This window comes from Pseudonocardia sp. Ae717_Ps2 (assembly GCF_001932475.1).
Taxonomy (GTDB): Bacteria; Actinomycetota; Actinomycetes; order Mycobacteriales; family Pseudonocardiaceae; genus Pseudonocardia.
Map to the genome: position 1 here is coordinate 732992 of NZ_MCIS01000001.1, position 26874 is coordinate 759865.

Annotated in this window: 26 protein-coding genes, 1 tRNA gene and 1 other RNA gene; 21 read left to right on the top strand and 7 right to left on the bottom strand. The window is 73.4% G+C overall.

Annotated elements, in window-relative coordinates; translation table 11 throughout:
- The first annotated feature begins 27 nt into the window (after positions 1 to 27).
- Together ftsE and ftsX are read left to right on the top strand one after the other, a co-directional pair.
- Positions 28 to 717 carry a cell division ATP-binding protein FtsE gene (gene ftsE / locus Ae717Ps2_RS03665; RefSeq protein WP_043280365.1) on the top strand — a complete coding sequence of 230 codons (690 nt, stop codon included), beginning with the start codon at positions 28 to 30 and terminating at the stop codon, positions 715 to 717.
- The gene (ftsX, locus tag Ae717Ps2_RS03670) at positions 718 to 1620 is read left to right on the top strand and encodes a permease-like cell division protein FtsX (protein ID WP_075308056.1); all 903 of its coding nucleotides are present in this window, start codon (positions 718 to 720) and stop codon (positions 1618 to 1620) included.
- Here the strand turns inward: ftsX and Ae717Ps2_RS03675 are convergent.
- Positions 1605 to 2498: an NAD(P)H-binding protein gene (locus tag Ae717Ps2_RS03675; RefSeq protein WP_075333017.1), complete on the bottom strand. Its 894-nt coding sequence runs from the start codon at positions 2496 to 2498 to the stop codon at positions 1605 to 1607. The two genes, ftsX and Ae717Ps2_RS03675, sit on opposite strands and share 16 nt — an antisense overlap.
- A gap of 143 nt (positions 2499 to 2641) precedes the next feature.
- Here Ae717Ps2_RS03675 and smpB point away from each other — a divergent pair, with 143 nt between their 5' ends.
- The 6 genes from smpB to Ae717Ps2_RS03705 all read left to right on the top strand — a co-directional run bounded on the left by smpB (position 2642) and on the right by Ae717Ps2_RS03705 (position 7386).
- Positions 2642 to 3130: an SsrA-binding protein SmpB gene (gene smpB / locus Ae717Ps2_RS03680; protein WP_043280662.1), complete on the top strand. Its 489-nt coding sequence runs from the start codon at positions 2642 to 2644 to the stop codon at positions 3128 to 3130.
- 25 nt (positions 3131 to 3155) lie between these two features.
- Positions 3156 to 4079 (top strand): amidohydrolase family protein, encoded by a 924-nt coding sequence (locus tag Ae717Ps2_RS03685; protein WP_075333018.1) that lies wholly within the window; start codon positions 3156 to 3158, stop codon positions 4077 to 4079.
- Positions 4080 to 5339, top strand: a complete 1260-nt coding sequence (locus Ae717Ps2_RS03690; protein WP_075308050.1) for a trans-acting enoyl reductase family protein — start codon at positions 4080 to 4082, stop codon at positions 5337 to 5339.
- A 117-nt stretch (positions 5340 to 5456) separates the two neighbouring features.
- Positions 5457 to 5838, top strand: a transfer-messenger RNA (tmRNA) gene (ssrA, locus tag Ae717Ps2_RS03695).
- 124 nt (positions 5839 to 5962) lie between these two features.
- A complete protein-coding gene (locus tag Ae717Ps2_RS03700) occupies positions 5963 to 7189 on the top strand; it encodes a cytochrome P450 (RefSeq protein ID WP_075312298.1) in 1227 nt (408 codons plus the stop codon).
- Between the two features lie 5 nt (positions 7190 to 7194).
- Entirely contained in the window at positions 7195 to 7386 is a 192-nt protein-coding gene (locus tag Ae717Ps2_RS03705) for a ferredoxin (protein WP_043280175.1), read from the top strand.
- A gap of 6 nt (positions 7387 to 7392) precedes the next feature.
- On the opposite strand, the gene Ae717Ps2_RS03710 is transcribed toward Ae717Ps2_RS03705, so the two are convergent.
- Entirely contained in the window at positions 7393 to 8121 is a 729-nt protein-coding gene (locus tag Ae717Ps2_RS03710; protein ID WP_020625648.1) for a VIT1/CCC1 transporter family protein, read from the bottom strand.
- A 65-nt stretch (positions 8122 to 8186) separates the two neighbouring features.
- Here Ae717Ps2_RS03710 and Ae717Ps2_RS03715 point away from each other — a divergent pair, with 65 nt between their 5' ends.
- From Ae717Ps2_RS03715 to Ae717Ps2_RS03725, 3 genes are read left to right on the top strand one after another with little or no spacing between them, the layout of a single operon-like run.
- Positions 8187 to 9677, top strand: a complete 1491-nt coding sequence (locus Ae717Ps2_RS03715; RefSeq protein WP_075312296.1) for a cryptochrome/photolyase family protein — start codon at positions 8187 to 8189, stop codon at positions 9675 to 9677.
- Between the two features lie 28 nt (positions 9678 to 9705).
- The gene (locus Ae717Ps2_RS03720) at positions 9706 to 10224 is read left to right on the top strand and encodes a MauE/DoxX family redox-associated membrane protein (protein ID WP_075333019.1); all 519 of its coding nucleotides are present in this window, start codon (positions 9706 to 9708) and stop codon (positions 10222 to 10224) included.
- Positions 10224 to 10961, top strand: coding sequence for a thioredoxin domain-containing protein (locus Ae717Ps2_RS03725; protein ID WP_075308046.1), 738 nt, complete (start codon positions 10224 to 10226; stop codon positions 10959 to 10961). Before Ae717Ps2_RS03720 ends, Ae717Ps2_RS03725 begins: the two co-directional genes overlap by 1 nt.
- On the opposite strand, the gene Ae717Ps2_RS03730 is transcribed toward Ae717Ps2_RS03725, so the two are convergent.
- Positions 10912 to 11544 (bottom strand): membrane protein, encoded by a 633-nt coding sequence (locus Ae717Ps2_RS03730; RefSeq protein WP_043280178.1) that lies wholly within the window; start codon positions 11542 to 11544, stop codon positions 10912 to 10914. The genes Ae717Ps2_RS03725 and Ae717Ps2_RS03730 overlap by 50 nt on opposite strands.
- Positions 11545 to 11644: 100 nt before the next feature.
- Here Ae717Ps2_RS03730 and Ae717Ps2_RS03735 point away from each other — a divergent pair, with 100 nt between their 5' ends.
- Entirely contained in the window at positions 11645 to 13108 is a 1464-nt protein-coding gene (locus tag Ae717Ps2_RS03735) for a PLP-dependent aminotransferase family protein (RefSeq protein WP_075333020.1), read from the top strand.
- Between the two features lie 6 nt (positions 13109 to 13114).
- On the opposite strand, the gene Ae717Ps2_RS03740 is transcribed toward Ae717Ps2_RS03735, so the two are convergent.
- The gene (locus Ae717Ps2_RS03740; protein WP_075333021.1) at positions 13115 to 14632 is read right to left on the bottom strand and encodes an SLC13 family permease; all 1518 of its coding nucleotides are present in this window, start codon (positions 14630 to 14632) and stop codon (positions 13115 to 13117) included.
- On the bottom strand, positions 14629 to 15171 hold the full coding sequence (locus tag Ae717Ps2_RS03745; protein WP_369804809.1) for a gluconokinase: 543 nt from the start codon (positions 15169 to 15171) through the stop codon (positions 14629 to 14631). Before Ae717Ps2_RS03745 ends, Ae717Ps2_RS03740 begins: the two co-directional genes overlap by 4 nt.
- 160 nt (positions 15172 to 15331) lie before the next feature.
- On the opposite strand from Ae717Ps2_RS03745, the gene Ae717Ps2_RS03750 reads away from it, so the two are divergent.
- Entirely contained in the window at positions 15332 to 16060 is a 729-nt protein-coding gene (locus tag Ae717Ps2_RS03750; protein WP_043280180.1) for a FadR/GntR family transcriptional regulator, read from the top strand.
- 121 nt (positions 16061 to 16181) lie between these two features.
- On the top strand, positions 16182 to 17123 hold the full coding sequence (locus Ae717Ps2_RS03755; RefSeq protein ID WP_233147432.1) for a TrmB family transcriptional regulator: 942 nt from the start codon (positions 16182 to 16184) through the stop codon (positions 17121 to 17123).
- Between the two features lie 31 nt (positions 17124 to 17154).
- Here Ae717Ps2_RS03755 and Ae717Ps2_RS03760 read toward each other — a convergent pair whose 3' ends face one another.
- A complete protein-coding gene (locus Ae717Ps2_RS03760; protein ID WP_075333022.1) occupies positions 17155 to 19191 on the bottom strand; it encodes a S9 family peptidase in 2037 nt (678 codons plus the stop codon).
- A gap of 86 nt (positions 19192 to 19277) precedes the next feature.
- On the opposite strand from Ae717Ps2_RS03760, the gene Ae717Ps2_RS03765 reads away from it, so the two are divergent.
- From Ae717Ps2_RS03765 to Ae717Ps2_RS40205, 6 genes are all read left to right on the top strand, one after another.
- Positions 19278 to 19350: transfer RNA gene (locus Ae717Ps2_RS03765), tRNA-Ala, on the top strand.
- Positions 19351 to 19583: 233 nt separating this feature from the next.
- Positions 19584 to 20081, top strand: a complete 498-nt coding sequence (locus Ae717Ps2_RS03770) for a hypothetical protein (RefSeq protein WP_075333023.1) — start codon at positions 19584 to 19586, stop codon at positions 20079 to 20081.
- A gap of 283 nt (positions 20082 to 20364) precedes the next feature.
- Complete coding sequence (locus Ae717Ps2_RS03775; RefSeq protein WP_075308034.1) at positions 20365 to 21120, top strand: SDR family NAD(P)-dependent oxidoreductase; 756 nt, start codon at positions 20365 to 20367, stop codon at positions 21118 to 21120.
- Between the two features lie 61 nt (positions 21121 to 21181).
- The gene (locus Ae717Ps2_RS03780; RefSeq protein ID WP_083695613.1) at positions 21182 to 21829 is read left to right on the top strand and encodes a TetR/AcrR family transcriptional regulator; all 648 of its coding nucleotides are present in this window, start codon (positions 21182 to 21184) and stop codon (positions 21827 to 21829) included.
- A 464-nt stretch (positions 21830 to 22293) separates the two neighbouring features.
- The gene (locus tag Ae717Ps2_RS03785; protein WP_143510293.1) at positions 22294 to 23031 is read left to right on the top strand and encodes a hypothetical protein; all 738 of its coding nucleotides are present in this window, start codon (positions 22294 to 22296) and stop codon (positions 23029 to 23031) included.
- Between the two features lie 369 nt (positions 23032 to 23400).
- On the top strand, positions 23401 to 24531 hold the full coding sequence (locus tag Ae717Ps2_RS40205) for a C40 family peptidase (RefSeq protein ID WP_075553648.1): 1131 nt from the start codon (positions 23401 to 23403) through the stop codon (positions 24529 to 24531).
- A gap of 232 nt (positions 24532 to 24763) precedes the next feature.
- On the opposite strand, the gene Ae717Ps2_RS03795 is transcribed toward Ae717Ps2_RS40205, so the two are convergent.
- Positions 24764 to 25990: an erythromycin esterase family protein gene (locus tag Ae717Ps2_RS03795; RefSeq protein WP_075333026.1), complete on the bottom strand. Its 1227-nt coding sequence runs from the start codon at positions 25988 to 25990 to the stop codon at positions 24764 to 24766.
- A gap of 90 nt (positions 25991 to 26080) precedes the next feature.
- Between Ae717Ps2_RS03795 and Ae717Ps2_RS03800 the strand changes: the two genes are divergently transcribed.
- Positions 26081 to 26782, top strand: a complete 702-nt coding sequence (locus tag Ae717Ps2_RS03800) for a MerR family transcriptional regulator (RefSeq protein ID WP_139320171.1) — start codon at positions 26081 to 26083, stop codon at positions 26780 to 26782.
- The last annotated feature ends 92 nt before the right edge of the window (positions 26783 to 26874 follow it).

Consider the following 26874-nt stretch of genomic DNA (forward strand, 5'->3'; position numbering starts at 1 on the left):
CTCCGGGCGGCGGTACCGTCCCGCTCCGTGATCGAGCTGCGGGACGTCACCAAGCGGTACCCGACGTCCGGGCGTCCGGCGCTGGACCGGGTCTCCGCGACGGTCGGGGCGGGCGAGTTCGTGTTCCTGATCGGACCGTCCGGGTCGGGCAAGTCGACGCTGCTGCGGCTGCTGCTGCGCGAGGACGTCCCCACCTCGGGATCGATCCTCGTCGACGGCCTCGACGTCGCTGGGCTGCCCCGGCGCAAGGTGCCGCGGCTGCGCCAGCGGATCGGCTGCGTTTTCCAGGACTTCCGGCTGCTGCCCAAGCGCACCGTCGCCGGCAACGTGGCGTTCGCGCTCGAGGTGCTGGGGCGCAAGCCGTCGGAGATCCGGATCGCGGTCCCGGAGCTGCTGGAGATGGTGGGGCTGCAGGGCAAGGCCGAGCGGCTGCCGCACGAGCTGTCCGGCGGCGAGCAGCAGCGCGTCGCGATCGCCAGGGCGTCGGTCAACCGGCCCCCGCTGCTGCTGGCCGACGAACCCACCGGCAACCTCGACCCCGAGACCGGGCGGGAGATCATGCAGGTCCTGGAGCGCATCAACCGTGGGGGCACCACGGTGCTGATGGCCACCCACGACTCGTCCATCGTGGACGCGATGCGCCGCAGGGTGATCGAGCTGGCCGACGGCGCCGTGCTGCGCGACGAGGCCCGCGCGGTGTACGGGGCGGGCCGGTAGATGCGCCCCGCCCTGCTCACCCGTGAGGTCTCCTCCGGCCTGCGCCGCAACGTCACGATGACCGTCGCGATGGTGCTGACCACCGCGGTCACCCTGATGTCGGTCGGTGCGGGCCTGCTCGTGCTGCGCACCATCGACGACATCTCCGCGCTCTACACGAACCGGCTCGAGATCCAGGTGGCGCTCACCCCGGACGTCTCGGAGACCGATCCCGACTGCAGCGGGCCGACGTGCGCGTCGCTGCGCAGCGCGCTGGAGGCCGCCCCGGGCGTCGGCGGGGTCACGTTCGAGTCCCAGCAGCAGGCCTACACCCGCTTCCGCGAGCTGTTCGCCGGGCAGTCGGTCGCCGACGTCGCCCGGCCGCAGTCGCTGCCCGCCACCCTGCGGGTCACCCTCACCGACCAGCAGGCGGGCGCCGCGGCCGCCCGGGCCGCCGTCGAGGGCAGGCCCGGGGTGCGCGGGGTGATCGACCAGCGCGACGTCGTCGGGACCCTGTTCGACTTCCTGAACGGGGTGCGCAACGTGGCGTTCGCACTCGCCGTCGTGCAGGCGCTCGCGGCGATCCTGCTGATCTCCAACACGGTCCAGGTGTCGGCGTTCATGCGGCGCACGGAGGTCGGCGTGATGCGCCTGGTCGGGGCGACGCGCTGGACCACACAGCTGCCGTTCCTGGTCGAAGCCGCCATCGCCGGTGCCGTCGGCGGGGCGCTCGCCGGGATCGGTCTGGTCGCGGCCAAGTACGCCGTCGTCGACGACCTGTTCGCCGCGATGGGGCAGGCCGGGGTGATCCCGCCGGTCCGGATCTCCGACGTGCTGGTGGTCTCGGCGCTGCTCGTGCCCACCGGTGCGCTCGTCGCGGGGATCACCGGCTACGTGACGCTGCGGGCCTACGTGAAGGTCTGAGCGCTCGGCCCCGCGGGGGCGAATGCCGCGGCGTGGTCGCGGGCGAACTCCTCCAGGGTGCGGGCCGGGTGGCCGGTGAGGACGGCGACGGCGTCGTCCACCCGGGCCGCCTCGCCGCGCGCGTAGTGGGCGTAGTCCTCGACCAGTCCCGCGGCCTGCCAGGGTGGCAGCACCCCGTCCAGGGCGGCGGCGAACGCCTCCGGGGTGAGGTCGTCGAACGACACCGGGTGTCCGGTCGCCTCGGCCAGGGCCGCCGCGATCTCGGCGTGGGTGACGGCACGCGGTCCGGTCAGGTCGTGCACCACGCCGTCGGATCCGGCGCCGGTGAGCACCGCCGCGGCGGCGTCGGCGATGTCGCGCACGTCGATCGCGCTCACCGCGGCGTCGCCGATCGGGGTGCCGAACCGGCCGGTCGCCGCGACCAGGGGGGCGAAGGCCAGCAGGCCCTGCAGGAACAGGTTCGGCCGCAGCACCACGTGGCCGATGCCCAGGTTGCGGACGTGCTGTTCCACCGCGGCGTGCCAGCGCAGGAACCGCACCGGGGAGTCCGCCCGCGCCGCGAACTGAGACAGCAGTACCAGCCGGTTCACCCCGGCGGTCGCGGCGGCGTCGGCCACCGCGATCTGGGTCGTCGCGGCGTCGGGAGCCGAGGGGGAGTTGAGGAACGCCGCGTCGACCCCGTGCAGCGCCGCGGCGACGGCGCCCGGGTCGCGCAGGTCGCCCCGCACGACCTCGACCCCGACGCCGGCACCGGCACCGGCCAGGCGGTCGGGATCGCGGACCAGCGCCCGCACGGTCACGTCCCGGCCGGCCAGCGCGGTCAGCAGATGCCCGCCGATCCCACCGCTCGCCCCGGTCACCAGCACCGTCGTCGTCATGCCCGCCTCCTGTGATCATTGGTCCGATACGAGAGCAGTGCTCTCGCAGATGAGTCTGCACGCGGCGTCGCCGAAGTGCAAGAGCACTGCTCCGGCGATGCCGCGGTCGGATACCGGTGGCGCACCGCGGGTAGGCTGGTGGTGTGAAGGAACAGGGCCGGAAGGTGATCGCGCAGAACCGTCGGGCCCGGCACGACTACGCGATCCTGGAGGAGTTCGAGGCCGGGGTCGCGCTCAAGGGGACCGAGGTGAAGAGCCTCCGTCTGGGCCGGGCGTCGCTGGTCGACGCCTTCGCCACGATCGACGACGGCGAGGTCTTCCTGCGCAACCTGCACATCCCGGAGTACGTGCGCGGCAGCTGGACCAACCACGAGCCGCGCCGCACCCGCAAGCTGCTGCTGCACCGCGGGGAGATCGACCGGCTGATGGGCAAGACCCGCGAGGGCGGGCTCACCCTGGTGCCGCTGTCGCTGTACTTCAACGACGGCAAGGTCAAGTGCGAGATCGCGCTCGCCAAGGGCAAGAAGGACTACGACAAGCGCCGCGACCTGGCCAAGAAGGACGCCCAGAAGGAGATCGCGCGTGCCGTCGGCCGCGCGGCCAAGGGGCGGGCCCGGGACCTGCGCGGCTGAGCCACGGCCCGCCTAGGGTGGGGCCGTGGATCTTCCCGTCCCGCCGGTCGACGATGCCGACGTGCCTCGCTGGACCGCCGAGCTGGGCCTGCCCGGCCTGGTCGACGTGCACGTGCACTTCCTGCCCCAGCGGATGCTCGACAAGGTCTGGGCCTACTTCGACGCCGCCGAGACCCACTACGGCACCCCGTGGCCGGTGCACTACCGGCTGCCCGAGGACGAGCGCTATGCCGTCCTGGAGCGGCTCGGCGTGCTCGCGTTCGCCCCGCTGACCTACCCGCACAAGCCGGGCATGGGGGAGTGGCTCACCGGCTGGGCGGGCGAGTTCGCCGACAGCCACCCGCGTGCGGTGCGCACGGCCACCCTCTACCCGGAGCCCTCGGTCGTGGACTACCTCGGCCGTGCCGTCTCCGACGGGGCGCGGCTGGTCAAGGTGCACGTCCAGGTCGGCGGGTTCGACCCGCGGGACCCCCTGCTGCGCGACGCCTGGGGGCTGCTCGCCGACGCGGGTGTCCCCGCGGTCGTGCACTGCGGCGACGGGCCGATCCCCGGCGAGTACACCGGGCTGCAGATCTTCGCCGAGGTGCTCGAGGCCCACCCGGACCTGCGGATCGTGCTCGCCCACGCGGGCATGCCGGACTTCCGGGGCGCGCTGGAGCTGCTCGACCGGTTCCCGAACCTGGTGCTCGACACGACGATGGTCGGCACCGCGTTCTCCCAGCGGCTCTCCCCGCTGCCGTCGGGCTGGCCGGCGCGCCTGGCCGAGTACCCGGGCCGGATCGTGCTCGGCACCGACTTCCCCAACATCCCCTACGCCTACGCCGAACAGCTCGCCGCGATCGCCGACTGGGCCGCCGCCGAACCCCGCCTCGGCGCGCCGTTCCTGCGCTCGGTCCTGCACGACGCCCCGGCCGCGCTGCTGGGCGTCGACGACACGAGGAGTTCCTAGATGGTCAGCCCACAGCACGACCCGACCGGAGGAGCCGCCCCGGGTGAACCGGTCGACATCGCCCTCTACGGCGCGACCGGTTTCGTCGGCGGCCTCATCGCCCGCCACCTCGCCGAGCACGCCCCGCCCGGGGTGCGCATCGCGCTGGCCGGGCGTTCGGAGGCCAAGCTCGCCGCGACCCGGGCGTCGCTGCCCGGGTCGGCCCGGGACTGGCCGCTGATCGTCGCCGACGCCGCCGACCCGGCCGCGACCGACCGGCTCGCCGCGGGCGCGCGCGTGGTGCTGAGCACGGTCGGCCCGTACGCGAAGTACGGCCTGGGGCTGGTCGGGTCGTGCGCGAAGGCCGGTACCCACTACGCCGACCTCACCGGTGAGGGGCTGTTCGTCCGCGAGGCGATCGACCGCTTCCACGAGACCGCCCGCGCGAGCGGTGCGCGGATCGTGCACTCCTGCGGCTACGACTCCGTCCCCTCCGATCTGGGGGTGTGGCTCGCGCACCGGGCCGCGCAGGCCGACGGCGCCGGCGGGCTCACCGAGGTCCGCACGGTCGCGACGATGCGCGGCGGGGTCTCCGGCGGCACGGTGGACTCGCTGCGCGGGCAGCTGGACACCGTCCGCACCGATCGCGACGCCCGGCGTCTGGCCGCCCGTCCGCACTCGCTGAGCCCCGACCCCGCGGCCGAGCCGACGCCGTCGCAGCCCGCGGACGCGGGGCCGCCGGCCCGGCTCCCGGACGGCACCTGGACCGCGCCGTTCGTGATGGCGTCGTACAACACCCGGATCGTGCGCCGCTCGAACGCGCTGCTCGACCACGCCTACGGCCGCGGCCTGCGCTACGGCGAGCTGCAGGGCTGCGGGCGCGGGGTGTCCGGCGCGGTCGCAGCGGCGGTGGTCACCGCCGGGCTCGGCGCGCTGGTCGGCGCGTTCATGGTCCGGCCGATCCGCCCGCTGCTGGACCGGGTGCTGCCCGCGCCGGGCACCGGGCCGTCGGAGCGGACCCGCGAGCGCGGCTGGTTCCGGATGGACGTCCGCGCCGAGACCGAGTCCGGGCGTCGCTACCGGGTGCGGGTGTCCGGCCCCGGGGACCCCGGCTACGCGGCCACCGCGGTGATGTTCGCCGAGGCGGGCCTCGCCCTGGCCCTGGGCGGGTCCGCGCTGCCCGACCGCGCGGGCTGCCTCACCCCGGCCACCGCGCTGGGCGACGTGCTGGTCGACCGGCTGCGCGCCGCGGGGCACACCTACGAGGTCGCGGCCGGGTGACACGCCACCCACCGGCAACCGGAATGTCCGGGCGGGCGCGGGGCGTTATGCTGTGCGTCCGTCCGGGTACGTCCGGGCGGAGTGCAGATGGACCGCGGGTCCCGCGGGACCCGACCAGGGGGTGAACGGTTTCGACTCCGATCGTTGATCGAGGTGAAGCGTGCCGAGGAAGGCGACGATGATCTCGTTAACCATGCGTCGCAAAAAAATAAGTGCCGACAACAGTCGCACTGCCCAGAGCGCTTACGCGCTCGCTGCCTGATCACCAGGTAGGGGCTGTCGGGCCGGAGGCGTCCCCGCTCCGGGTCCCGACATCATTCAGGGGACTCACCCTGCGGTTCGGCCGCGGAACCGCAGGGGACATCCAACAGCGGCTGGGATCGTCACACCGGCTTGTTCGCGTGACCGGTGGATCCGAGTAGAGACACAGCGGACTGCGCACGGAGAAGCCCTCGTGAACCGACGGAGGACCCGGGTTCGATTCCCGGCACCTCCACCGCCCAGCGGCCCCGTCCCGACCCCGGGACGGGGCCGTTCCCGTCTCCCGGGAGGGTCGCTCCCCGGGAAGGATCGTTGCGCGGCGAAACTGTGCATTGCTAACATCTCTGGTGGGAGTGATGCCGATGACCGCCGTGACCCAACCCGTGCCCACCTACCCGATGGCGCGTGAGTGTCCCTTCGACCCGCCCGCCGAACTCGCCCGCATCCGTGAGGACGAGTGCCCCGCCGGGGGGTCGGGCGTCGCCCGCGTCCGGATCTGGGACGGCAGCACGCCGTGGCTCGTCACCCGCTACGACGACGTCCGCACCGCGCTCGCCGACGAGCGGCTGTCCGCCGACGCCGACCGCGAGGGCTACCCGGCCACGTCGCGGTCGCGACACGTGCGGTCCCAGGGGCGCCGCCGCAGCTTCATCATGATGGACGGTCCCGAGCACGCCCGGCACCGGCGGATGCTCATCGGCGAGTTCACCGTGCGCCGCATCGAGCGCCTCCGGCCGCTGATCGAGCAGACCGTCACCGAGCTGCTGGACGCCATGGAGGCCGGGGAGAACCCGACCGACCTGGTGCAGGCGTTCGCGCTGCCGCTGCCGTCGCTGGTGATCTGCCACCTGCTCGGGGTGCCCTATGTCGACCACGCGTTCTTCGAGGCCCAGAGCCGGATCATGGTCGACCTCACCTCCAGCGCGGAGGCCTCGGCCGCGGCGTCGGACGCGCTGCAGGACTATCTGGCCGGACTCGTCCGGGCCCGGCTGGCCGAGCCGCGCGACGACGTGCTCGGCGGCATGGCCGCCCGGGTCGCGGCCGGGGACCTCACCGTCGACGAGGCGAGCGCCTCGGCGCTGCTGCTGCTCGTCGCCGGGCACGAGACGACGGCGAACATGATCGCCCTCGGCACGCTGACCCTGCTGCTCCACCCCGACCAGCTCGCCGCCGTCCGCGACGGCGACGCCACGCAGGTCCGCGGCGCGGTCGAGGAGCTGCTGCGGGTCCTCACCGTCACCCACATCGGCCGTCGCCGGGTCGCGACCGAGGACCTGGAGATCGGCGGCGTCACGATCCGGGCGGGGGAGGGCGTGGTGCTCGCCGCCGAGGCGGCCAACCGCGACCCGAGGCAGTGGCCGCACCCCGACGAGGTCGACGTGTCCCGCGGGACGAACCGGCACGTCGCGTTCGGGTTCGGGGTGCACCAGTGCCTCGGGCAGCCGCTGGCCCGCCTCGAGCTGCAGATCGCCTATCCGGCGCTGCTGCGGCGCTTCCCGGGGCTGCGTGTCACCGTGCCGGACTCGGAGATCGCGTTCCGCGACGACATGGCCGTCTACGGCGTGCACGCGCTGCCGGTGGCATTCTGATGTCCATGCGCGTGATCGTGGACAAGGAACTGTGCATCGGGGCCGGCCAGTGCGTGGTGACCGCGCCCGACGTCTTCGACCAGGACGACGACGGAATCGTCGATCTGCTGACCGACTCGCCCGCCGAGGGCGACCGGGACGCGGTGAAGGAGGCCGAGCACGTGTGCCCGGCCCGCGTGATCAGCGTCGAGGACTGAGCCCGCTCAGGCGGCGCTGACCCCGATGAGCATCCCGACCAGGTAGGTCGCACCGGCCGCGATCGCGCCGAACGCCAGCTGGCGCAGCGCCGCCGCCCACCACGACCGGGAGGTGAACCGCGAGGTCAGCGCCCCCGCGACGAGCAGGCCGAGCCCGCCGACGGCGAGACCGAGCGCCAGTGAGCCGTAGCCGAGCAGGAACGTCAGCAGCGGGATCAGGCCACCGACCGCGAACGCGGCGAACGACGACGTCGCCGCCACCCACGGCGAGGGCTTGTCGTCCAGGCTGACGCCCAGCTCCTGGCTGACGTGCATCCGCAGCGCCAGCTCAGGGTCGCGGTGCACCTCGCGCGCGACGGCGTCCGCCGTCTGCCCGGTCAGTCCCATCTCGCGGAACCGGGCGGCCAGCTCGTGCTCCTCGGCGCGCGGGTGCAGCACGAGCTCGCGGCGTTCGACGGCGGCCTCGGCGTCGAGCGCGTCGTTCTGGGTGCCGACCGAGGCGAACTCGCCCAGGGCCATCGAGAACGCCCCCGCGACGACGCCCGCCAGTCCGGTCAGCACGATCAGGTCGCGGTCCGCCCCGCCCCCGCCGACGCCCGCGATCAGCGCGATGGTGGTGACCAGGCCGTCCATCGCGCCGAACGTCGCGGCGCGCAGCCAGCCGCCCGAGACGTCCCGATGGGAGTGGTCGTGGCTGTGGTCGGCGAGTTCCGCCTCCAGCTCCGGATCGTTCACGCCCGCAACGATAGGACGGATGCGGTCGCCGCGCGGCGGTGCGCGACCGGCCCGACACTGGGTCGATGTCGTCCGATGACACGGCTCCGCTCTGGCTGTTCGCCGACCAGCTCGGTCCGCACGTGTGGGACACCGAGGAGTTCGCCGACCGCGAGATCGTGATCGTCGAGTCCGCGCGGGCGCTGGGCAGGCGTCGCCACCACCGCCAGAAGCTGCACCTGGTCCTGTCCGGGATGCGCCACCTCGCCGAGCAGCTCGGCGACCGGGCCACCCACCTGCGCACCGACACCTACCGCGAGGCACTGGAACGCGTCGGCCGCCCGGTGGTGGTGCACCAGCCGACGTCGTTCCCCGCCTCGGACATGGTCCGCCGCTTCGTGCGGGAGGGGCTGGTCACCGAGGTCCGGCCCACCCCCACCTTCGCGCTGGGGAAGGACGAGTTCGACGCCTGGGCCGGTGACCGCGAGACCTTCCGGATGGAGGACTTCTACCGCGCCCAGCGCGAGCGGTTCTCCGTGCTGATGGACGGGGAGGAGCCCGTCGGCGGGACGTGGAACTACGACCACGACAACCGCGAGTCCCCGCCGAAGGGCGCCCGGACACTCGACGTCGAGCCGCCCTGGGAGCCTCGCGAGGACGACGTCGACGCACGCGTGCGGGCCGACCTCGACGCGGCCGGGTACCCCACCGTCGGCCGGGACGGACCGCGCCGCTTCGCCGTCACCCACGAGGAGGCGACCGCGGCCCTGCGGCACTTCGTCCGGCACCGTCTGGACACCTTCGGCCCGTACGAGGACGCGGTGCTGGAGCAGGACTGGGCGATGGCGCACTCGTTGCTGTCGGTGCCGATGAACCTGGGTGCGCTGCACCCGCTGGAGGCGGTGCACGCCGCCGAGCAGGCCTACCGCGACGGGGACGCCCGGCTGTCCAGCGTCGAGGGGTTCGTCCGTCAGATCCTCGGCTGGCGGGAGTACGTCTGGCAGCTGTACTGGCGTTTCGGGCGCGGCTACACGCGTCGCAACCACCTGCGGGCCCGCACGCCGCTGCCGGACTGGTGGACCGACCTCGACGCCGACGCCGTCACCGCGAACTGCCTGTCGCACGCACTGGGCGGGGTCCGCGACCGCGGCTGGACCCATCACATCCCGCGCCTGATGATCCTCGGCAACCACGCCCTGCAGCGCGGCTACCGGCCCGCGGAGCTCAACGACTGGTTCGCGACGGCGTTCGTCGACGGGTTCGCCTGGGTGATGCCCGCCAACGTGATCGGGATGAGCCAGCACGCCGACGGCGGACGGATGGCCACCAAGCCCTACGCCTCCGGCGGCGCCTACATCAACCGGATGACCGACCTGTGCTCCGGCTGCGCCTTCGACCCGACGGTGCGGGTGGGGGAGAAGGCCTGCCCGTTCACCGCGGGCTACTGGCAGTTCGTGCACCGCCACGAGGAGACGATGGCGGGCAACAACCGCACCGTCCGTGCCGTCGCCACGATGAAGCGGCTGACTGACCTCGACGCGCTGCTCGAGCAGGAGTCCGCCCGCGAGGAGTTCTGACCCGGCGGGATCGCTAGGCTCCTCCGTCGTGACCGCAGCCCGCCCGCTCGACGTGCTGGGCACCGTGCTGCGGCTGGGACTCGCCGCGGTCTGGCTGGTGTCGGGAGCGGTGAAGCTGAGCGAGCCGTTCACCACGGCCGTCGCCGTCGCCGCCTACCGGGCGCTGCCGGACGCTCTCGTCGTGCCGGTGGCGACCCTGCTGCCGCCGCTGGAGATCGCGCTCGGCATGCTGCTGCTCGCGGGCCTCGCCACCCGGCTCGCCGCGGTGGTGGGCACCGTGCTGCTGCTCGCGTTCGTCGCGGGGCTGGTGCAGGCGTGGGCCCGCGGGCTGGCGATCGACTGCGGCTGCTTCGGCGGCGGCGGGCCGGTCGACCCCGACGACACGAGCTACGGCCCGTCCCTGCTGCGCGACCTCGCCTTCACAGCGGCCGCGGTGTTCCTGGCGGTGCGCCCGCGGACGCTGTTCTCCCTCGACGGGCGCGGGGACCGGGCCGGGACACACGACCACGACCGGCGGGCGCCGGCGGACGCGACGGAGGAGCACTGATGGGACAGAGTGAGCGCGAGCGCCGGGAGGCCGCGCAGGCCCGGCTGCAGGCGGCCGGGATCAGCCCGCCGCGGACCTCGGGCGGGCTCGGTCGCAACCTCGGGATCGGCGCCCTGGTGCTGGTCATCGCCCTGGCCACCGGCGTCTACGTGCTGTACCAGAACTACCAGCAGGCGACCGTCGCGACCTACCCCGTGACCCGCGACGGCGTCGTCGTGAAGGCCGGGAACCAGGCCGCCCCGGTGACCGTGGACCTCTACGAGGACTATCTCTGCCCCGCCTGCAAGCAGCTGGAGAGCGGCGTCGGGAACCAGCTCACCACCGCGGTGAACGAGGGCAAGGCGAAGATCAACTATCACCACATCGTCATCCTCGACGAGCGCTCGACCCCGCCCGGCTACTCCACCCGCGCCGGCAACGCCGCACTGTGCGCCGCCGACGCCGGGATCTTTCCCGCCTACCACTCCCGCCTCTACACCGACCAGCCCGCCGAGGGCAGTGCCGGGAAGTCGGTGCAGGAGCTGATCGCGCTCGGCACGGAGCTGGGCGCCAAGGGCGACTTCGCCGGCTGCGTCACCCGCCAGGCCAACAGCCAGGCGATCGCCGACGCGACCAGGGCCGCCGTCGCCGACCCGGCGGTGGCGCCCGGTGGCCGGTTCGGCACCCCGACCGTGATGGTCGACGGGGTCAAGATGGATCTGAGCAACGGGAACTGGCTGTCGAAGGTGACGGGCTGACCGCACCCACGCTCACACGCGGCAGGAACCACTGCACCAGCGGCCCGACGGCGAGCGCGTAGACCACCGTCACAGGGCCGAAGACACCGCCGAGCGACCACCCGACCAGCACGACCGTCACCTCGATCGCGGTCCGCACCAGCCGTACCGACAGGCCGGTGCGGGCCGCGAGCCCGGTCATCAGCCCGTCCCGCGGGCCCGGTCCCAGCCCGACCCCGATGTAGGCGGCCGTCGCCACCGCGTTCAGCACGATCCCGGCGACGGCGAACCCCACCCGCAGCCACAGCGCCTCCGGGGCGGGCAGCACCGCGAGCGCCAGGTCCACCGTGACCCCGATGACGACGACGTTGGTCACCGTGCCAATCCCCGGCCGTTCCCGCAGCGGGATCCACAGCAGCAGCACCCCGACCGCGACGACGACGGTCACCGCGCCCACCGACAGCGTCGTACGGCCGGCGACGCCCTGGTGGAACACGTCCCAGGGGGTCGACCCGAGGGTCGCGCGCATCGTCAGCGCCATCGAGACCCCGTAGGCGACGAGGCCGGCCACGAGCTGGGTGAGTCGCCGGGTGCGCCGCGGCATCCGCAGCGACCAGCGGGAGTTGTCGATCGTCACGAGATGGCATGCTGCTTCCACCGGTGGCCTGTCGTCACCGTGCCACTCGAGCGAAAGTGGATCGGGAATGACGCAGGGGATCGGGGCGGAGCGCCTCGCCGCGCTGTGCGGCGACGTCCACGGCGGGCGCGGCCCGGCGTACCGGGTGCTGGCCGATGCGGTGCGGGTGCTGACCGGCGACGGCCGGCTGCCCTCGGGCACCCGGCTGCCGGCGGAGCGGCCGCTGGCCGAGGCACTGGGCGTCAGCCGGGTGACGGTCGCCCGTGCCTACCGCGAGCTGCGCGACGACGGCTGGGCCGAGGCCCGGCACGGGGCGGGCACCTGGGTGCGGCTCCCGGACCGGACCGGTGGCGTCGACGGGGTGTGGGCACCCGGGCCGGTGGACCGTGGCGCGATCGACCTCGCCCACGCCGCCCCCGCCGCGCCCGCGGTACTGCCCGACCTGGTCGCCCGCGCCGTCGAGCGGGGTGCCGCGGAGCTGGCCGGACACGGCTACGGGCCGGACGGCCTGCCTGCGCTGCGGGCCGCGATCGCCGACCGGTTCACGACCCGGGGGCTCCCGACCGGGCCGGAGCAGGTCGTCGTGACGGGCGGGGCGCTGCAGGCGATCGGGATCGTCCTCGCCGAGCTGGCCGGGCCGGGGGACCGGGTGCTCGTCGAGCATCCCACCTACCCGTCGGCGCTCGACGTCGTCGCCGACGCGGGAGCGGTCGCCGTCCCGGTGGCGGTGGACGGCGCCGGCGCGACGCCCCAGACGGTGCTGCCTCGGGCCGCCCGGCAGACCGCGGCGCGGGCCGCGTACCTGATGGCGGACTTCCAGAACCCCACCGGCCGTCTGCTCGACGACGACGCCCGCGCCCGGCTGGTGCAGCGCCTCGCCCGTCAGGGCACGGTCGCCCTGGTCGACGAGACCTTCGCCGAGCTGGACCTGCGCGGGGGCGCCACGGGGCCGCTGCCGTGTGCCGCGCACGCCGCCGGACCCGACGACGTCGTCACCGTCGGCGGACTCAGCAAGATCGCCTGGGGCGGGCTGCGGATCGGGTGGGTCCGGGCCGGCCGCGAGCGCGCGGCCCGGCTGCGACGACGACTGGCCAGGGCCCAGCTGGCGCTGCCGGTGCTGGAGCAGCTGGTCGCCGTCGAGGTGCTGGAACGGCTCGACGTGCTGCGGGCCGAACGGGTCGGGGTGCTGCGCACCGGGCGCGACCTGCTGGCCGCCGAGCTCGCCGCGACCCTGCCGGACTGGCGTTTCACCGTCCCCGACGGTGGGCTCGCGCTGTGGTGTGACCTCGGTGCCCACGTCTCGACGGCGCTGACCGCGGCGGCCCCGCGGCACGGTCTGGTGCTGGCGCCCGGCCCACGGTTCGGGGCCGGGCACGCGTTCACCGACCGGCTGCGGGTGCCGTTCACCCACCCCGGACCGGTGCTGACCGAGGCGGTGCGCCGGCTCGCCCGCACTGTCGCCGACGTCGACGGACCCGGGTCCCGGGCGACCGCCGCCGACCCGGCGACCCGGGCCGGCGTCGTCGTCTGAGCGGGGTCAGATCACCAGGTCGATGAGCAGCACCAGGACCAGGCCGGAGACCGAGATGACGGTCTCCATGATCGACCAGGTCTTGATGTTCTGGCCGACGGTGAGCCCGAAGTACTCCTTGACCAGCCAGAACCCGGCGTCGTTGACGTGGGAGAAGAACAGCGAGCCCGCGCCGATCGCCAGCACCAGCAGTGAGGTCTGGGTCGGGTCGAGCGTCGGCAGCAGCGGCACGAGGATCCCCGCGGCGGTCACCGTCGCGACGGTCGCCGACCCGGTCGCGAGCCGGATCGCCACCGCGACCAGCCAGCCCAGCAGCAGTGCGGAGATGCCGGCGCCGGTGGCCCAGCCCGCGATCATCGCGCCGATCCCGGTGTCGACCAGGGTCTGCTTGAACCCGCCGCCCGCGGCGACGATCAGCACGATCCCGGCGATCGCGGGGAGCGACCTCTCCAGCGAGCCCATGATCCCGGCGCGGTTCATCCCCGAGCCGGTGCCGAGGGTGACCATCGCGACCAGCACCGACAGCAGCAGCGCGACCAGCGGCGTGCCGACGAAGTCCAGCGCGGCGCGCACCGGGTTGCCCTCGGGTGCGGCGATGTCGCCGACGGCCTTGCCCATCATGAGCACGACCGGCAGCAGCACCGTGAACAGGGTGGCGGCGAACCCGGGGCGCCGGGTGGGACCGCCGTCCGGCACGTCGCGGCCGGCACCGGAATCGGCACCGGCGTCGGAATCGGCACCGGACCCGGGACCGGCGTCGGCACCCGCGCCGGTCCCGGCCGATCCGGCGGACGCGGCGGACGCGGTGGTGCTCCCGGCCGCGACCGGGGACTCGAACAACGCGGGCGGGGAGACGTCGACCCAGCGGGCCGCCAGCGTCGCGAACAGCGGCCCGGCCAGCACGACGACCGGGATCGACACGAGCACGCCGAGGACCAGGGTGATGCCCAGGTCGGCGTCGAGGATGCCGATCGCGGCGAGCGGGCCGGGGTGCGGCGGGACGAGACCGTGCATCGCCGACAGCCCGGCCAGTGCCGGGATGCCGACGGCGATCAGCGAGACCTGGGCCCGGCGCGCGACCAGGAAGATCACCGGCATCAGGATGACCAGACCGATCTCGAAGAACATCGGCAGGCCGATCAGTGCCCCGACGGCGGCCATCGACCACGGCAGGGTCCGCGGGCCGGAGCGGGAGACGATCGTGTCGACCAGCCGGTCGGCACCGCCGGAGTCGGCGAGCAGCTTGCCGAACATCGCGCCCAGCGCGATCAGCGTGCCGACGCTCGCGGCGGTCGAGCCGAACCCGTCGGAGAAGGCCGCCACGGCGTCGCCCATCGACATGCCCGCCACCGCCGCGACCAGCAGCGAGCCGATGGTCAGGGCCAGGAACGGGTGCAGCGAGAACTGCGTGATCAGCAGGACCAGCGCGACGATCCCCACCAGCGCGGCGGTCACCAGGCGGCCGGCGGACGCGACCGGCTGGGCCTGCTCCGCGGCCAGGACGAGTGCGGGGTGCAGCGTCATCGCGGGGCCACCTCCGACCCGGTGGCGGCGACGGCGCCCGCGACGATCTCGTCGACCGGCCTCCGGATGTCCAGGGTCGTCCCGGCCTCGTCGGCGGCCAGCGGCTCCAGGGTGGCCAGCTGGGAGTCGAGCAGCGCGGTCGGCATGAAGTGCCCGGAACGTCCGCCCATGCGCTCGGCGAGCACCGCCGCGTCGCCGGAGAGGTGCACGAACACCGTCGACGGCGCGTGGGCGCGGAGCCGGTCGCGGTAGGTGCGGCGCAGCGCCGAGCAGGCGACGACGAGCCCGGTGCCGGTGTGCTCGGCCAACCGGGCGCCGACGGCGTCGAGCCAGGGCTCGCGGTCGGCGTCGGTGAGCGGTATCCCCCGGGTCATCTTCGCGACGTTGGCGGCCGGGTGCAGACCGTCGGCGTCGGTGAACGGGACACCGAGTGCGTCGGCGAGGGCGGCACCGACGGTGGACTTCCCGGAGCCGGACACCCCCATCACGACGACGAGGGGGCGGGGTGGTGGCTGGTGTGTCGCCGGCTGTTGCGTCACTGCATCGGCTCCTCACGGTGTGGCGGCATCGGCACGCGGACCGGGAGTACCCGGGCCGTTGTGGGTCCAGAGTCGGTCAAAAGTATTACTTTTTCAATACCGGATCGGTTCAGATATGCCTTTTCCGGTGCCCGGCATCGTGAGGTGGCACGATTCGACCGTGAGCGGCGCGACGGAGGGCACGGGACTGCACGCGGACGTCCTGGACCGGCTCGGGACCGCGATCGCCGCAGGCACGATCGGCCCCGGCGAGGTCCTGCGGGCCGAGGAACTGGGCGACCGCTACGGGGTGTCGCGGACCGTCGTCCGGGAGGCCGTGCGGGTGCTGGAGTCGATGGGCCTGGTGCGCAGCAGGCGCCGGGTCGGCACCACCGTCTCCCCGCGCGGGCAGTGGAACGTGCACGACCCGAGGGTGATCCGCTGGCGGCTCGACGGCCCGGGTCGCGACGAGCAGCTGCGGTCGCTGTCCGAGCTGCGCTGCGGCGTCGAACCGCTGGCCGCCGAGCTGGCGGCCGACCGGGCCACCCCGGAGCAGTGCGGGGTACTGGTCGGCGCGGTGATGGACATGACCGCGCACGGCCGCGCCGGGGACCTGTTCGCCTACCTGGAGGCCGACCAGCTCTTCCACCGGACCCTGCTCGCGGCCTCGGGCAACGAGATGGTCGCGGCGCTGGGCGACGTCGTCGCCGAGGTGCTCGCGGGGCGGACCCGGCACCACCTGATGCCCAGTCGTCCGGAACCGGAGGCGATCCGGCTGCACCGCGACGTCGCCGACGCCGTCCGGGCGGGTGACGCCCCTGCCGCCGGAGCGGCCATGCGGGAGATCCTCCGTGAGGCGGATGCGGCGATGCGGGCCGGCGTGACGCGCGCGCCCGATCAACGATTGTGATGATGGTGCGGATTCGGGCGTATCGATCGGTCGCCCGCGATCGACCTGGGGAGTGGACGCGGCGAGATGTCGCGGGACGGTGACGAACGATTGAGATGATCTTGTAATGGCCGTACGTCGGGTGACGGAAGAGCTCCAGCGACTGGGCTTGTCGGGCTACGAGGCCAAGGCCTACGTGGCGCTGGTCAGCGCGGGCGAGGCGGTCAACGGGTACGAGGTGGCGAAGCGGTCCGGGGTGCCGCGCAGCACCGTCTACGAGACGCTGGGCAAGCTCGTCGGCCGCGGCGCGGCCTTCGAGGTCCGGGCCGCCGACGGCACCGGCTACGTCCCGCTGCCGCCCGCGACGCTGCTGGAGCGGATGCGCCGCGACTTCGACCGCACACTGGGCATCCTGCAGAACGAGATCCCGCGGCTGACCGCGCCGCCGCAGGTACGGCTGGTGCACTCGCTGACCGAGCGCCGGATGCTGCTCGAACGGGCCGAGGACGTCGCCGCCGCGGCCCGCTCCGAGCTGTACGTGCTCGGCTGGCCGGAGGACGTCGAGACCCTCAAGCCCACGGTCCGCCGGGCCGAGGAGCACGGCGTCGACGTCGCCACGGTCGTCTTCGGCGTCGACGACGACCCGGTCGGCTGGCACATCGAGCACCGCTACTCGGCCCCGTCGGCGGTCGAGGACAACCTCGGCCGGCGGATGCTCGTCGTCGTCGCGGACCGGGACCAGGCGGTGATCGGGGGCCTCACCGCCGACCGCACCTGGGGCCTCTACACCGACGACCCGGCCGCGGTGCTGCTCGCGCACCTCTACGTGCGCCACGACATCGCGATGCACCGCGTCGCCGACCGGTTCGCCGAGCACGGGTTCGACGAGTTCTGGGCCGACGACCCCGCCCTGCGACGGCTGCGCGAGCCCGTCGGCGAGCCGGTCCGGGCCGCCGACGGCGCACCGCGCTCGGTCGGCCCGGAGACCGACACCGTCGGCGGCCTCGGTGACGTCGGCGGCGTCGACGATCTCGGCGACGCCGCCGACCCCGACGGGGACGACGGCCGGAGCCGGGCCGGCTGAGCACGGCCCCCCGCGCCCTCGGCCCGCGCCCTCAGCCCGCGGGCACCTGCGCCGGCCTGCGCCCGCCGAGGTGCCGGCCGAAGAAGTCGAGGATGATCTGCGCCCGCTGGACTCGGTGGCGCGGCGACCCGTCCCGCGACATCCCGTGGCTCTCCTCCGGGAACCGCCAGTACTCCACCGGCCGCCCGAGCAGCCGCAGCGCGACGAACAACGCGTCGGCCTGCTCGACCGGACACCGCAGGTCGTCCTCGGAGTGCAGGATCAGCATCGGCACGTCGATGCCGCGGACGTGGTGCAGCGGGGACATCCGCCGGTACTCCTCCGGCGCGTCCAGCCACGAGCGGCCCAGCTCGTGGCCGAACCACCCGGCCGCGTCGGAGCTCCAGTCCAGCGACTCCAGGTTGTTCACCGCCCGCTCGCTGCAGGCGGCGGCGAACCGGTCGGAGTGGTGGGCGGCCAGCCACGAGGTGAGGTATCCGCCGTAGGACCCGCCGAGCACGCCCACCCGGTCCCGGTCGAGCTGGTCGAACTCCGCGAGGGCGCCGTCGAGCGCGGCGAGCACGTCGTCGGCGTCGATCCCGCCCCAGCCGGTCCCGGGTGCGGTCTCCGCCAGCGGGCTGCGGATCGCCCGTACCCGGTCCTGGGTGTAGCCGGTCGATCCGTGCGGGTTGCACCACACGACGGCGTAGCCGGCGACCGCCCACAGCCGGAACTCGTCGAACCAGGCGTCGGCGTACTGGGTCATCGGGCCGCCGTGGATCGACAGCAGCACCGGCAGCCGGCCGCCGGCGCCGGTGGCGGGCTCGTCGGGCAGCAGCACCCAGGTGTCGATGTCGCCGTCCCCGGCCGGGGACGGCACGGCCAGCCGGTACGGGGTGCGCCCGCGCGGCACGGCGTCGTGGAAGGGCTCGGTGAGCGCGGTGAGCCGGCGCAGCGACCCGTCGTCGGTGACGTGCAGCTCCCCGAGATGGTCGTGGTCGGTGACCAGCACGACGGTGCTCCCGCCCGCCCGGTCGTAGGCGGCGACGGCCCGCGCGCCGGTCAGCAGCGCCTCCGCGGTGCCCGCGCCCGGTCCGTCGGCCGCGACCCGGTACAGGTGCACCCCGCCGCGGTCCTCGCAGGACACCAGCAGGTGCCCGTCGTCCCAGATCGGGGCGCGGGCGCCGGGGAAGGGCCGCCAGGTGCGGTCGATGCCGGTCGCCAGGACGTCCTCGCGCCCGGTCGCGATGTCGACCAGCGCCGGCGACGCGTGTGCCGGGGCCGCCAGGTGGTCGTCGGAGGCCAGGGTGGCCAGCCGGGTGCCGTCCGGCGCCCAGGACGGGTGCGTGTGGTGGCGACCGCTGCGGGTGAGCAGCCGCGGCTCGCGGCCGCCCGCCGCATCTCCGCCCGCCGCGTCTCCGCCCGCCGCATCGACGAGGTAGATCCGCGCCGTCTCGTCCAGGTCCCACCCCGGCTCGCGGTCCGCGACGACGGCGAGGGTCCGCCCGTCGGGCGACCAGGCGGGCGACGAGTGCTCGTACGGCCCGCCCGCGACGGCCACCGGGTCGCCGCCCCCGGCGTCGACGACGAACACCGTCGACGGACGGTCGATGATCCAGCCCTCCCCGTCCAGCCGGCTGAACAGCCGGTCGATCCGGCGGGGTTCGCGGGCCCGGTCGTCGTCGCCGGTGGCCCACCGGGCCGCCCGCTCCCGGGACACGAACGCGATCCGGGTGCCGTCCGGCGACCACACCGGCTCGGAGATCCCCTCCGGACGCTCGCAGACCACCACCGGCTCGCCCGGGACGCCGATCGGCAGTACCCGCAGCCGTGCGCCGCCGCCGTCGCGCCCGGTGACGACGGCGAGCCGCGTCCCGTCCGGCGACCAGGCGGGGGAGGAGTCTCCGTGCTCGGAGCCGGTCAGCCGCCGCGGTGGACCGCTGCCGTCGGTCGGCGTGAGCCAGATCGCCGTCCGGTACCGGTTGGCGCCGAGGTCGACGCGGCGGACCGCGACGGCGACGTGCGCGCCGTCCGGGGACACTGCAGGGGGGCCGAGGGTGACCAGTCGTCCGATGTCAGAGGGCTGCACGGGGTCGACGGTAGGGCGCGACGCCGGGAGGGGCACCCCCCTTTCCGGGCCGGAAACCGGCCGGTGTAGTGTTCTTCATGTCGCAAGGGGCTGTGGCGCAGCTGGTAGCGCACTTGACTGGCAGTCAAGGGGTCAGGGGTTCGAATCCCCTCAGCTCCACCCTTCTTCACCAGGCCAGGACTAACGTCCCGGCCTTTTTCTTACCCGGATGCAGTCGTTGTGAGTGATCAGCCGAGTGTCCATGCCGGGCGGTCCGATCGGCGGCTGACTTGCGCTGTGTCCGACGGGATCACGGTGCGCCGACGGGCGCAGATGGTCCGGGGTCGCGGGAGGTGCAGAGGGTGCGGGTTCCGGCGACGAGCTATGCCGGCCGATGGCCGCGCCGTGGTGTCGTGACGGTGACCCCGGATGAAGTGGTCTTCGAGCCGAACACGGCAGAGAAGCGGCTACGCGCCGACGGTTTCTCGGTCCCGGCACACGACATTCGGTCGGTGTCGGTCGAGCCCCGGAGCATCCGTCGACCGACGTCCTGGGGCAGCCATCGCGTGCTGTGCATCGAGACGCCAGGGCGTGAGAGTGTGCTGAGGCTCGGTGTGGATCACGGTAGGCACGTGGCTCCACTGGTGTCGGCGATCCTCACCGGGGCCGAGGACGAGCGGGCCGTTCGCAGAATCGGGCGGAAGGTACGGCACCAGTTCCCGACCGTGTCGCTCTGGGGACAGACGTTCGCAACGTCGCTGCTTCTTCTGGCTCAGCTCGGCCCGGCGCTGTTGTGGGGCGATGCCCCGCTCGACGCAGGCCGTATCAGCCTGAGCATCATGATCGCGCTCCTGATGAGCGTCTACCTGGCCGTACTGGTCCACAGGGGTGTTCAGCGGTCGTCCGCGTGATCGTCAGGAGCGGCGAGAGTGCCACCGCCGACGGGTTGCTCACGAGGATGTCCGCGTACCGACCGAGGACGAAGGCGGGTAGGGGCGACGCCGTCGCTCAACGTGGTCCGTCCTCGTCGCGCGGTCCGTGGCGGGCTCGGCCCCAGGGGCGGTGGGTATGGCACTCCCAGGATCGTCGAGTCCTTCCTCCCGATCCGAGGATTCGCAGAATGAGAGGGGACGCACGGCTCACCAGTGGAAGCAGGAAACCGTGTACCCCACACACCGGTCGAAGGAGAACCCCATGACGAACAATCGCACGGCCCTGGTCACCGGCGCGAATCAAGGCATGGGGAAGCACGTCGCCACGGGCCTGGTGGCAGACGGGTACACGGTGTACATCGGTTCCCGGGATCTGGGTCGGGGCGAGATAGCCGCCAAGGAGATCGGGGAGGGCGCGGTGGCCGTTCAGCTCGAGGTCACCGACACCGAGTCGGTCGCGGCGGCGGCGAGGCGGATCCGTGAGGAAGTCGGCAGCCTGAACGTGCTGGTCAACAACGCGGCGATCTCCACCACCCGCCCGGGCAGGGGCGACCTCGAGTCGAGTCGCGCCGCGTCCATGGCCAGCGTGGTCCCGCTCGACGAGGTGCGGGGTGTGTGGGAAGTGAACGTCATCGGCGCGCTGGCCGTGTACCAGGCCATGGTGCCGCTGCTGCAGGCGGCCACCGACGCCCGGGTCGTCAACGTCACCAGCGCCCTCGGATCCCTGACCCTTGCCGAGAACCCCGAGCTCGACCTCCGGGCCAACTTCAGCACGTCGTACGCCGCGTCGAAATCGGCACTGAACGCGGTGACGCTGGCCATGATGATCGAATCTGAGACGACCGGCATCAAGGTCAACCTCGTGTCACCCGGCTTCGCGAACACCCAACTGGTCAACTTCCAGGGGACGGACACGATCGAGGACGCCGCTCGCGAGATCCTCCGCGTCGCCCGGCTCGGTCCGGACGGAGCGCACGGCACCTTCACGACGTGGGAGAACCTCGCCCTCCCCTGGTGATCGCCGGTCCCCTCCATCACGATGAGGCTTGCCCTAGACCTACACAATGTAGCCTCAGAGCATGGCGGCTCGAGGTGAACGACCCGACGGCCGGACCCGCCCCCGCGAGGTCCAGGGCTTCCGCCACGGTCGGGTCCCGCGGGCGGTACGCGCACGACAGCTCGTGGAGTGCGCGGAGGCGTTGTTCCTCGAACGCGGACTGCAGGCTGTGTCGGTCGAGGACGTCTGCCGGGCGGCGGGGGTGAGTCGGCCGGTCTTCTACGACCACTTCGACTCCCTGACCGGCGCCTACATCGCCTGCGTGCGCCGGATCCGCGTGGAGTTCCAGGAGATGGTGGTTGCCGAGATGGCCGGGACCGAGACGGCGGAGCTGTCGGTCCTGTTCCAGGTCGCGGGGGAGGCGTTCTTCTCTCTCATCGAGCAGGATCCGCGCCGCTGGGCTCTGTTCTACGGCTTCCCGGGTCTGTACGGGGAAGCGGCCGAACAGCTGGAGAGCCTGCGTGAGGACAGCGTTCAGGTCATCGCCGCGCTGATCAGTGCTCGCCGTCCGGAGCTGAGCGAGGCCGATGTCATGGTCGCCGCGCAGATGATCTCCGGTGGCGGCGAGCAGCTGGGCCGTTGGTGGCTCCGACACCGTGGCGAGGCCTCTCGCGACGACGTCATCGGCGCCTACCGCCGCTACACCAGCGCCGCGCTGCACAGCATGTGACGGGCCGATCCTGCGTCGATCGCCCTCGGGCTGCAGTGTTCGGACCTGCCGACGTCAGGCGCACGAGAACGACGCGGAACCGGCTAGGACGGGGATCAGGATCTGGGGCGGCGCCCCCCGCCCTCACCGCGGCAGGCCTACCCGGAGCGGGTGTCGGTCACGGCGATGACCCCCGTCGTCGAGCGGCAGGGGCATCCAGTGGCCCGGCGAGTTCCGCGTGCATGACCTCGACGTAGCCGTCAAGCGGGTGATGCGACTTTGCTCTTTCCGGGGTGACCGACGCTGTGTAACCTACACAGCGTCGGTCAAGCAGTGGGCCGCAGCCAGCAGGTGAACCGGGCCTCGGTGCCCGTCCACCTCACGAGCACACGATGCGGCGATGACGGCCGGTTCCGGCGCACCGGACCCTCCGAGTGCGACCGCGACGATCCGGCTCGACGCCACTCCCGGACGGAGGAGCGACGATGCACGACCAGCACGAGCAACTCGGGCCACCTCGGGCATTCGTCGCCCGGATGCGCGAACGACGGCGACGCCACACCCACACCCCGACCGAACGCGACGACCCCGCCCGCGCCGACGGTGCCGAGGTGCGGGTGGAGTCGTCGACGACATGGTGGGCCTGGCTCTGCGGCGCGGCGTCCTGCGTCGTGGAGATCGGCTCGGCGGGCGGCGGGCACACCAGGGCGGGAGCCGGGGCCGCACGCGGGGACTACATCGTCGTGGAAGGCGACCGGGACTCCGCCGAGGCCACACGGCGGCACCTGCACCTCGACGGCCTCGACCGCGCCCACGTCCACTGCCCGACCGGCGACGGGGCAACCGCGCTGCTGGACCTGGCCGGGCCGCTGCTCACCGGCTGCGACCTGGTCAGGTTCGACCTGACCGGGACCGGTGCAGCCACCCTGCCCCAGCTCCTGCCCCTCGTGGAACAGCGGCGCCCCATCGTGTTCCTGCACGGCTACCACCGCTGTTCCTCGCTGGACCAGCTCCTCGAGCGGCTCGTCGGACGCGGGTTCGTCCGACTGTCGTTGTCCGACGGCCTGCGCAGCAGCTGCTCCCATCCCGGCCTCGCCGGCAGCCCGACGGTCCTGCTCGTTCCCGCCGAGCAGTGCCGCAACCTCCCCCGTCGACAGACCCGAGCAGCAACCGACACCGACCCCGCCGACGACGGGCACACCCCGGCGCGGCTGGTCGGCTGAGGCCGGAGGCGACGAGTGAATCGGGCTCTGGCACGTCCTGCTCGGTCGGCGGTTCCCCGCGTTCCGAGCGCAGGATCCGTGGAACGCACTGGTCGTGGTCCGGGTCCTCGGCACCGCCCCGAGCGCCCGGATGCCGTCGGGTCGGCTGCGACCGCGGTGTGCGTGGGCCTGGTGCTGTGGTCGGTGACGTCGCTCGGCGGCTCAGGTCTGGCGTCGGTCCCCGCTGCGATCGATGATCAGAACCCGGCTTCCCCGGCATCGGCGCCGTCGTCCCTCGGTTCTGGCCCCGGTTTCGTGTCAGAAGCAGGGCCACCGTCGACAACGTCCACTGTGACGGCCGGCGTCGAGCCAGCGGCCGCCACCACTGCCATGCCGGACCAGCGCGCGAGGATCGCGGTCGAGGTCGCGATGAAGCAGATCGGGCTGCCCTACATCTGGGGCGGGAACGGCCCGGAGAACGGGCACCGCGGATTCGACTGCTCCGGGCTCACCACCTTCGCCTACGACAAGGCCGGGGTCGAGCTGCCGCGCACCGCGCACACCCAGTTCCGCCAGGGCCCCCGCGTGCCCGACGGCACCCTGCTGCAGCCCGGGGACCTGGTCTTCTACGGCACCTACAGGAAGGTGCACCACGTCGGCATGTACATCGGCTCCGGACGGATGGTGAACGCGCCGACGTTCGGCAAGCCGGTGCAGACCGCCTGGTACCGCTACAACGGCGACGACTACATCGGAGCCACCCGCCCCGCCGCGACAGGCACCGGCGCCCTGCCTACTGTCCCGAATCCTGCCGTCCCGGAGCTCCCGGACCCGACCATCCCCGACGTCACCGAGTTCCCCGCACCACCCGCACCACCACTACCACCGGCCCCGAACCCCTTACCCGAACCCGCGCCGAGGCCGACCGCGATCGCGATGCCGGCCCCGACGGTGGCGGCGCCCGCTCCGGTCCCGACGCCGGCGCCCGCTCCGCTTCCCGAGGGCCGCCCGGACGCTGCCGTAGCGCCCCGGCCGCGTCCGACATCACCTCCCACCCCGACCCCCACACCGAATCCACCGCCCAGCCCGCCGCGACCGACCCCCACCACGTCGGTCCCCACGCCACCACCCACCCCTACGTCCACGGCTGTTCCCCCGACGACCCCGGTTGCTCCGCCCACCACCCCGACCGCCTCCACGGTGGTGCAGGCGGTCTCGCTGACCGACCCGACCGGCCAGACACACCCGGCCACGCCCGTGACCACCAGCGCCAGTGGCCTACCCACCACGACGGGGTCCTGGGCCGGCCCCGACCGATGGGTCCTACGCGTGGCTGCAGCACTGCCCGCAGCGACACCAGGGGCCGGCCTGGTGTTGCACCTGGCCGACGGGACCACCCGCACCTTCACCGTGCAGACCACCCGCAACACGACCACCGCGGCCGCCGCATCAACGATGAGTCCACTGGTCGTCCTGGCGCCGGCAGGACCGGGGGAGTGGGTCGTCACGACCGCCCGATGAGCAGACGGGCGCCTGCTACTCGCCGAACGCGCGGGCCATGGCGGCGGCCTCGCGGCCGTCGTGGGTGTTCGGGGAACCTCCCGTGCCAGTGGCTCACCGGCCCGCCGCGGCCAGGGCCGGCCGGTCGGGGCGCGGTCGGGAGGCGCCGGCGGGCGGCACCACGGCGGGGCTCGATCGACGGACGCTTCATGGGGGCAGATCACGTGACCACACCCAGACGAGTCGGGCCGGGTCAGTCGGCGTCGCGGAGGAACAGGACGGCGTCGAGTTCGTCGAGCAGGTCGTCGTCGATCGGGAAGTAGCCGGGGTGGCTCGTCGCTCGTGCTGCGCGTCCGGTGCGCAGGTCGCGCAGCTCCTGCCCTGCGACGAGCTGGCGGTCCGGCGGGCGGGTGGCGAGAGCGCCCCCTGCCGTCGACGGGTCGGGCTCGCCGATGCCGTGTTCCCCAGCGCTGCCGACGGCCGTCGCGACCACGGCGTACCCGTCGCCGAGCCGGGCGGCCAGATGCGCTCCGGCGGGCTGCCAGCGCAGCGTCGTCGGCGGGACGTGGACGCCTGCGATCGTGACTCCGCCCCAGGCCATCGTCGACGTCCCGGTGCGCAGGTGTTGGTGGTGGGCGAACAGCAGCACCGGTGTGCGCCGGGCGAGTGCCGCCACGTTGTCGGCCATCATCGTGTCCCGCAGCGCGCACAGGAGGCCGGCGCGGTCGTCGGATGGGCGGGCCATCGCGGCGTGGTGGGCGAGCAGACCGGTCGCGGTGCGCGCGGCCAGCTCGGCGTCATCGAGGCCGGGGTCGCCCGCGCGGCGCAACGCCGGTGCCTCGGCCTCCAGGGTGCGGGTGAGGTCGTCGGCGAGCAGTCGCACCTCGCGCACCCGCTGCTCGCCGCCGACCGAGCGGTCCGGGTCCAGCATCGCCATCGGCTCGGCCCACGGTTCGTCCGCGCCGAGGAGCCGGGTCAGCGTGTCGCGGTCGCACGGCAGAGCACGGTCCAGGTCTCGGCCGCTCAGGTAGTCGTAGAGATGCAGCAGCGTGGCCCGCGGGCTCGGGGTGGCGACCATCTCCATCGGGCCGTCGAAGCCGGTGACCCGCACCTGGTCGCCGGTCGGGAGACCGGCGTTTCGCTCGCGCGCCCAGCGCACCAAGTCCCGGTTCGCCGGCGAATCACCGAATCCGTGACTGAACCCGTGGGCCATGACCTGGTCCTCGGTCAACCCCTCGCAGCCCGGGGCGTGGCGGACCCAGGCGTCCACGAGGCGACCGGCCCAGGCGTCGCTCTCCAGTGCGATCGTCCGGAAGCCGGCGTGCTCGACGATGTGCTCGAACACCTCGTTGCGCACCCTCGGGAACGCCTCGATGCCGTGTACCGGCTCGCCGAATCCGAGCACCCAGGGCATCGTGCGGCGTTCGGTCAGTAGGCGGTACACGAGCGCGGCCGGGTTCGAATCGTGTGTCGTAGTCATGTCCCTGAACGGTATCCTTGAACCTCCAGTGGGGACTTTGCGCTTATCAGCACTGGGAGACTGCCCAAAACCCTCAACCGGAGCGATAGGATGCGTTCGATCGACCTGGCCCGTGAGCACGGTCTGTCGACGCAGGCCGTGCGCAACTACGAGGCCGCCGGCATCCTGCCTGCGGTGCGGCGCACATCCTCGGGATACCGGGCCTACACCGAGCAGCACGCCCGCGCGCTGCGGGCGTTCCTCGCGCTGGTGCCAGGGCACGGACACGGCACCGCGCGGGCGATCATGGTCGCCGCCGTCGATGGGCGGACCGCCGACGCGCTGGAGCTCATCGACCGCTCACACACGGACCTGGCAGAACGACGCAGGGTGCTGGACGGTGTGCGACGTACCTTGTCCGGGCTGACCGATGTGGACCTCCCGCCCGGGCCGGGGATCCCGATCGGCGCGCTCGCCCACCGGCTGCAGGTGCGGCCTGCGACGTTGCGGCGCTGGGAGGCTGTCGGGCTGCTGCGACCTGCGCGCGACCGCGCGGGGCACCGCACCTATCACCCAGCCGACGTTCGGGACGGGCACGTGGTCCGGGAGCTGCGTCGTGGCGGGCACCCGATCCCTCGCATCGCCCCCCTGCTCGACGAGCTCCGCGCTGCCGGGGACGCGGCCGCGCTGTCGGCGGCCCTGGACGAACGGCGTGGAGCGCTCACCGCTCAGGCTCGCGCCATGCTCCGCGGGGCGGGCCTGCTCGATGCGTTCCTGTCGGACACGGCATGTCTCCCGATGTCGTCGTCCTGATGTGAGAGCGCGGCTTCGCGACATCGCCGTTGTTCTTGGGCGCCGCGCGTGCCGGGCAGGGGCTCAGCGCGGCGATGCGGCGACCTCGACGA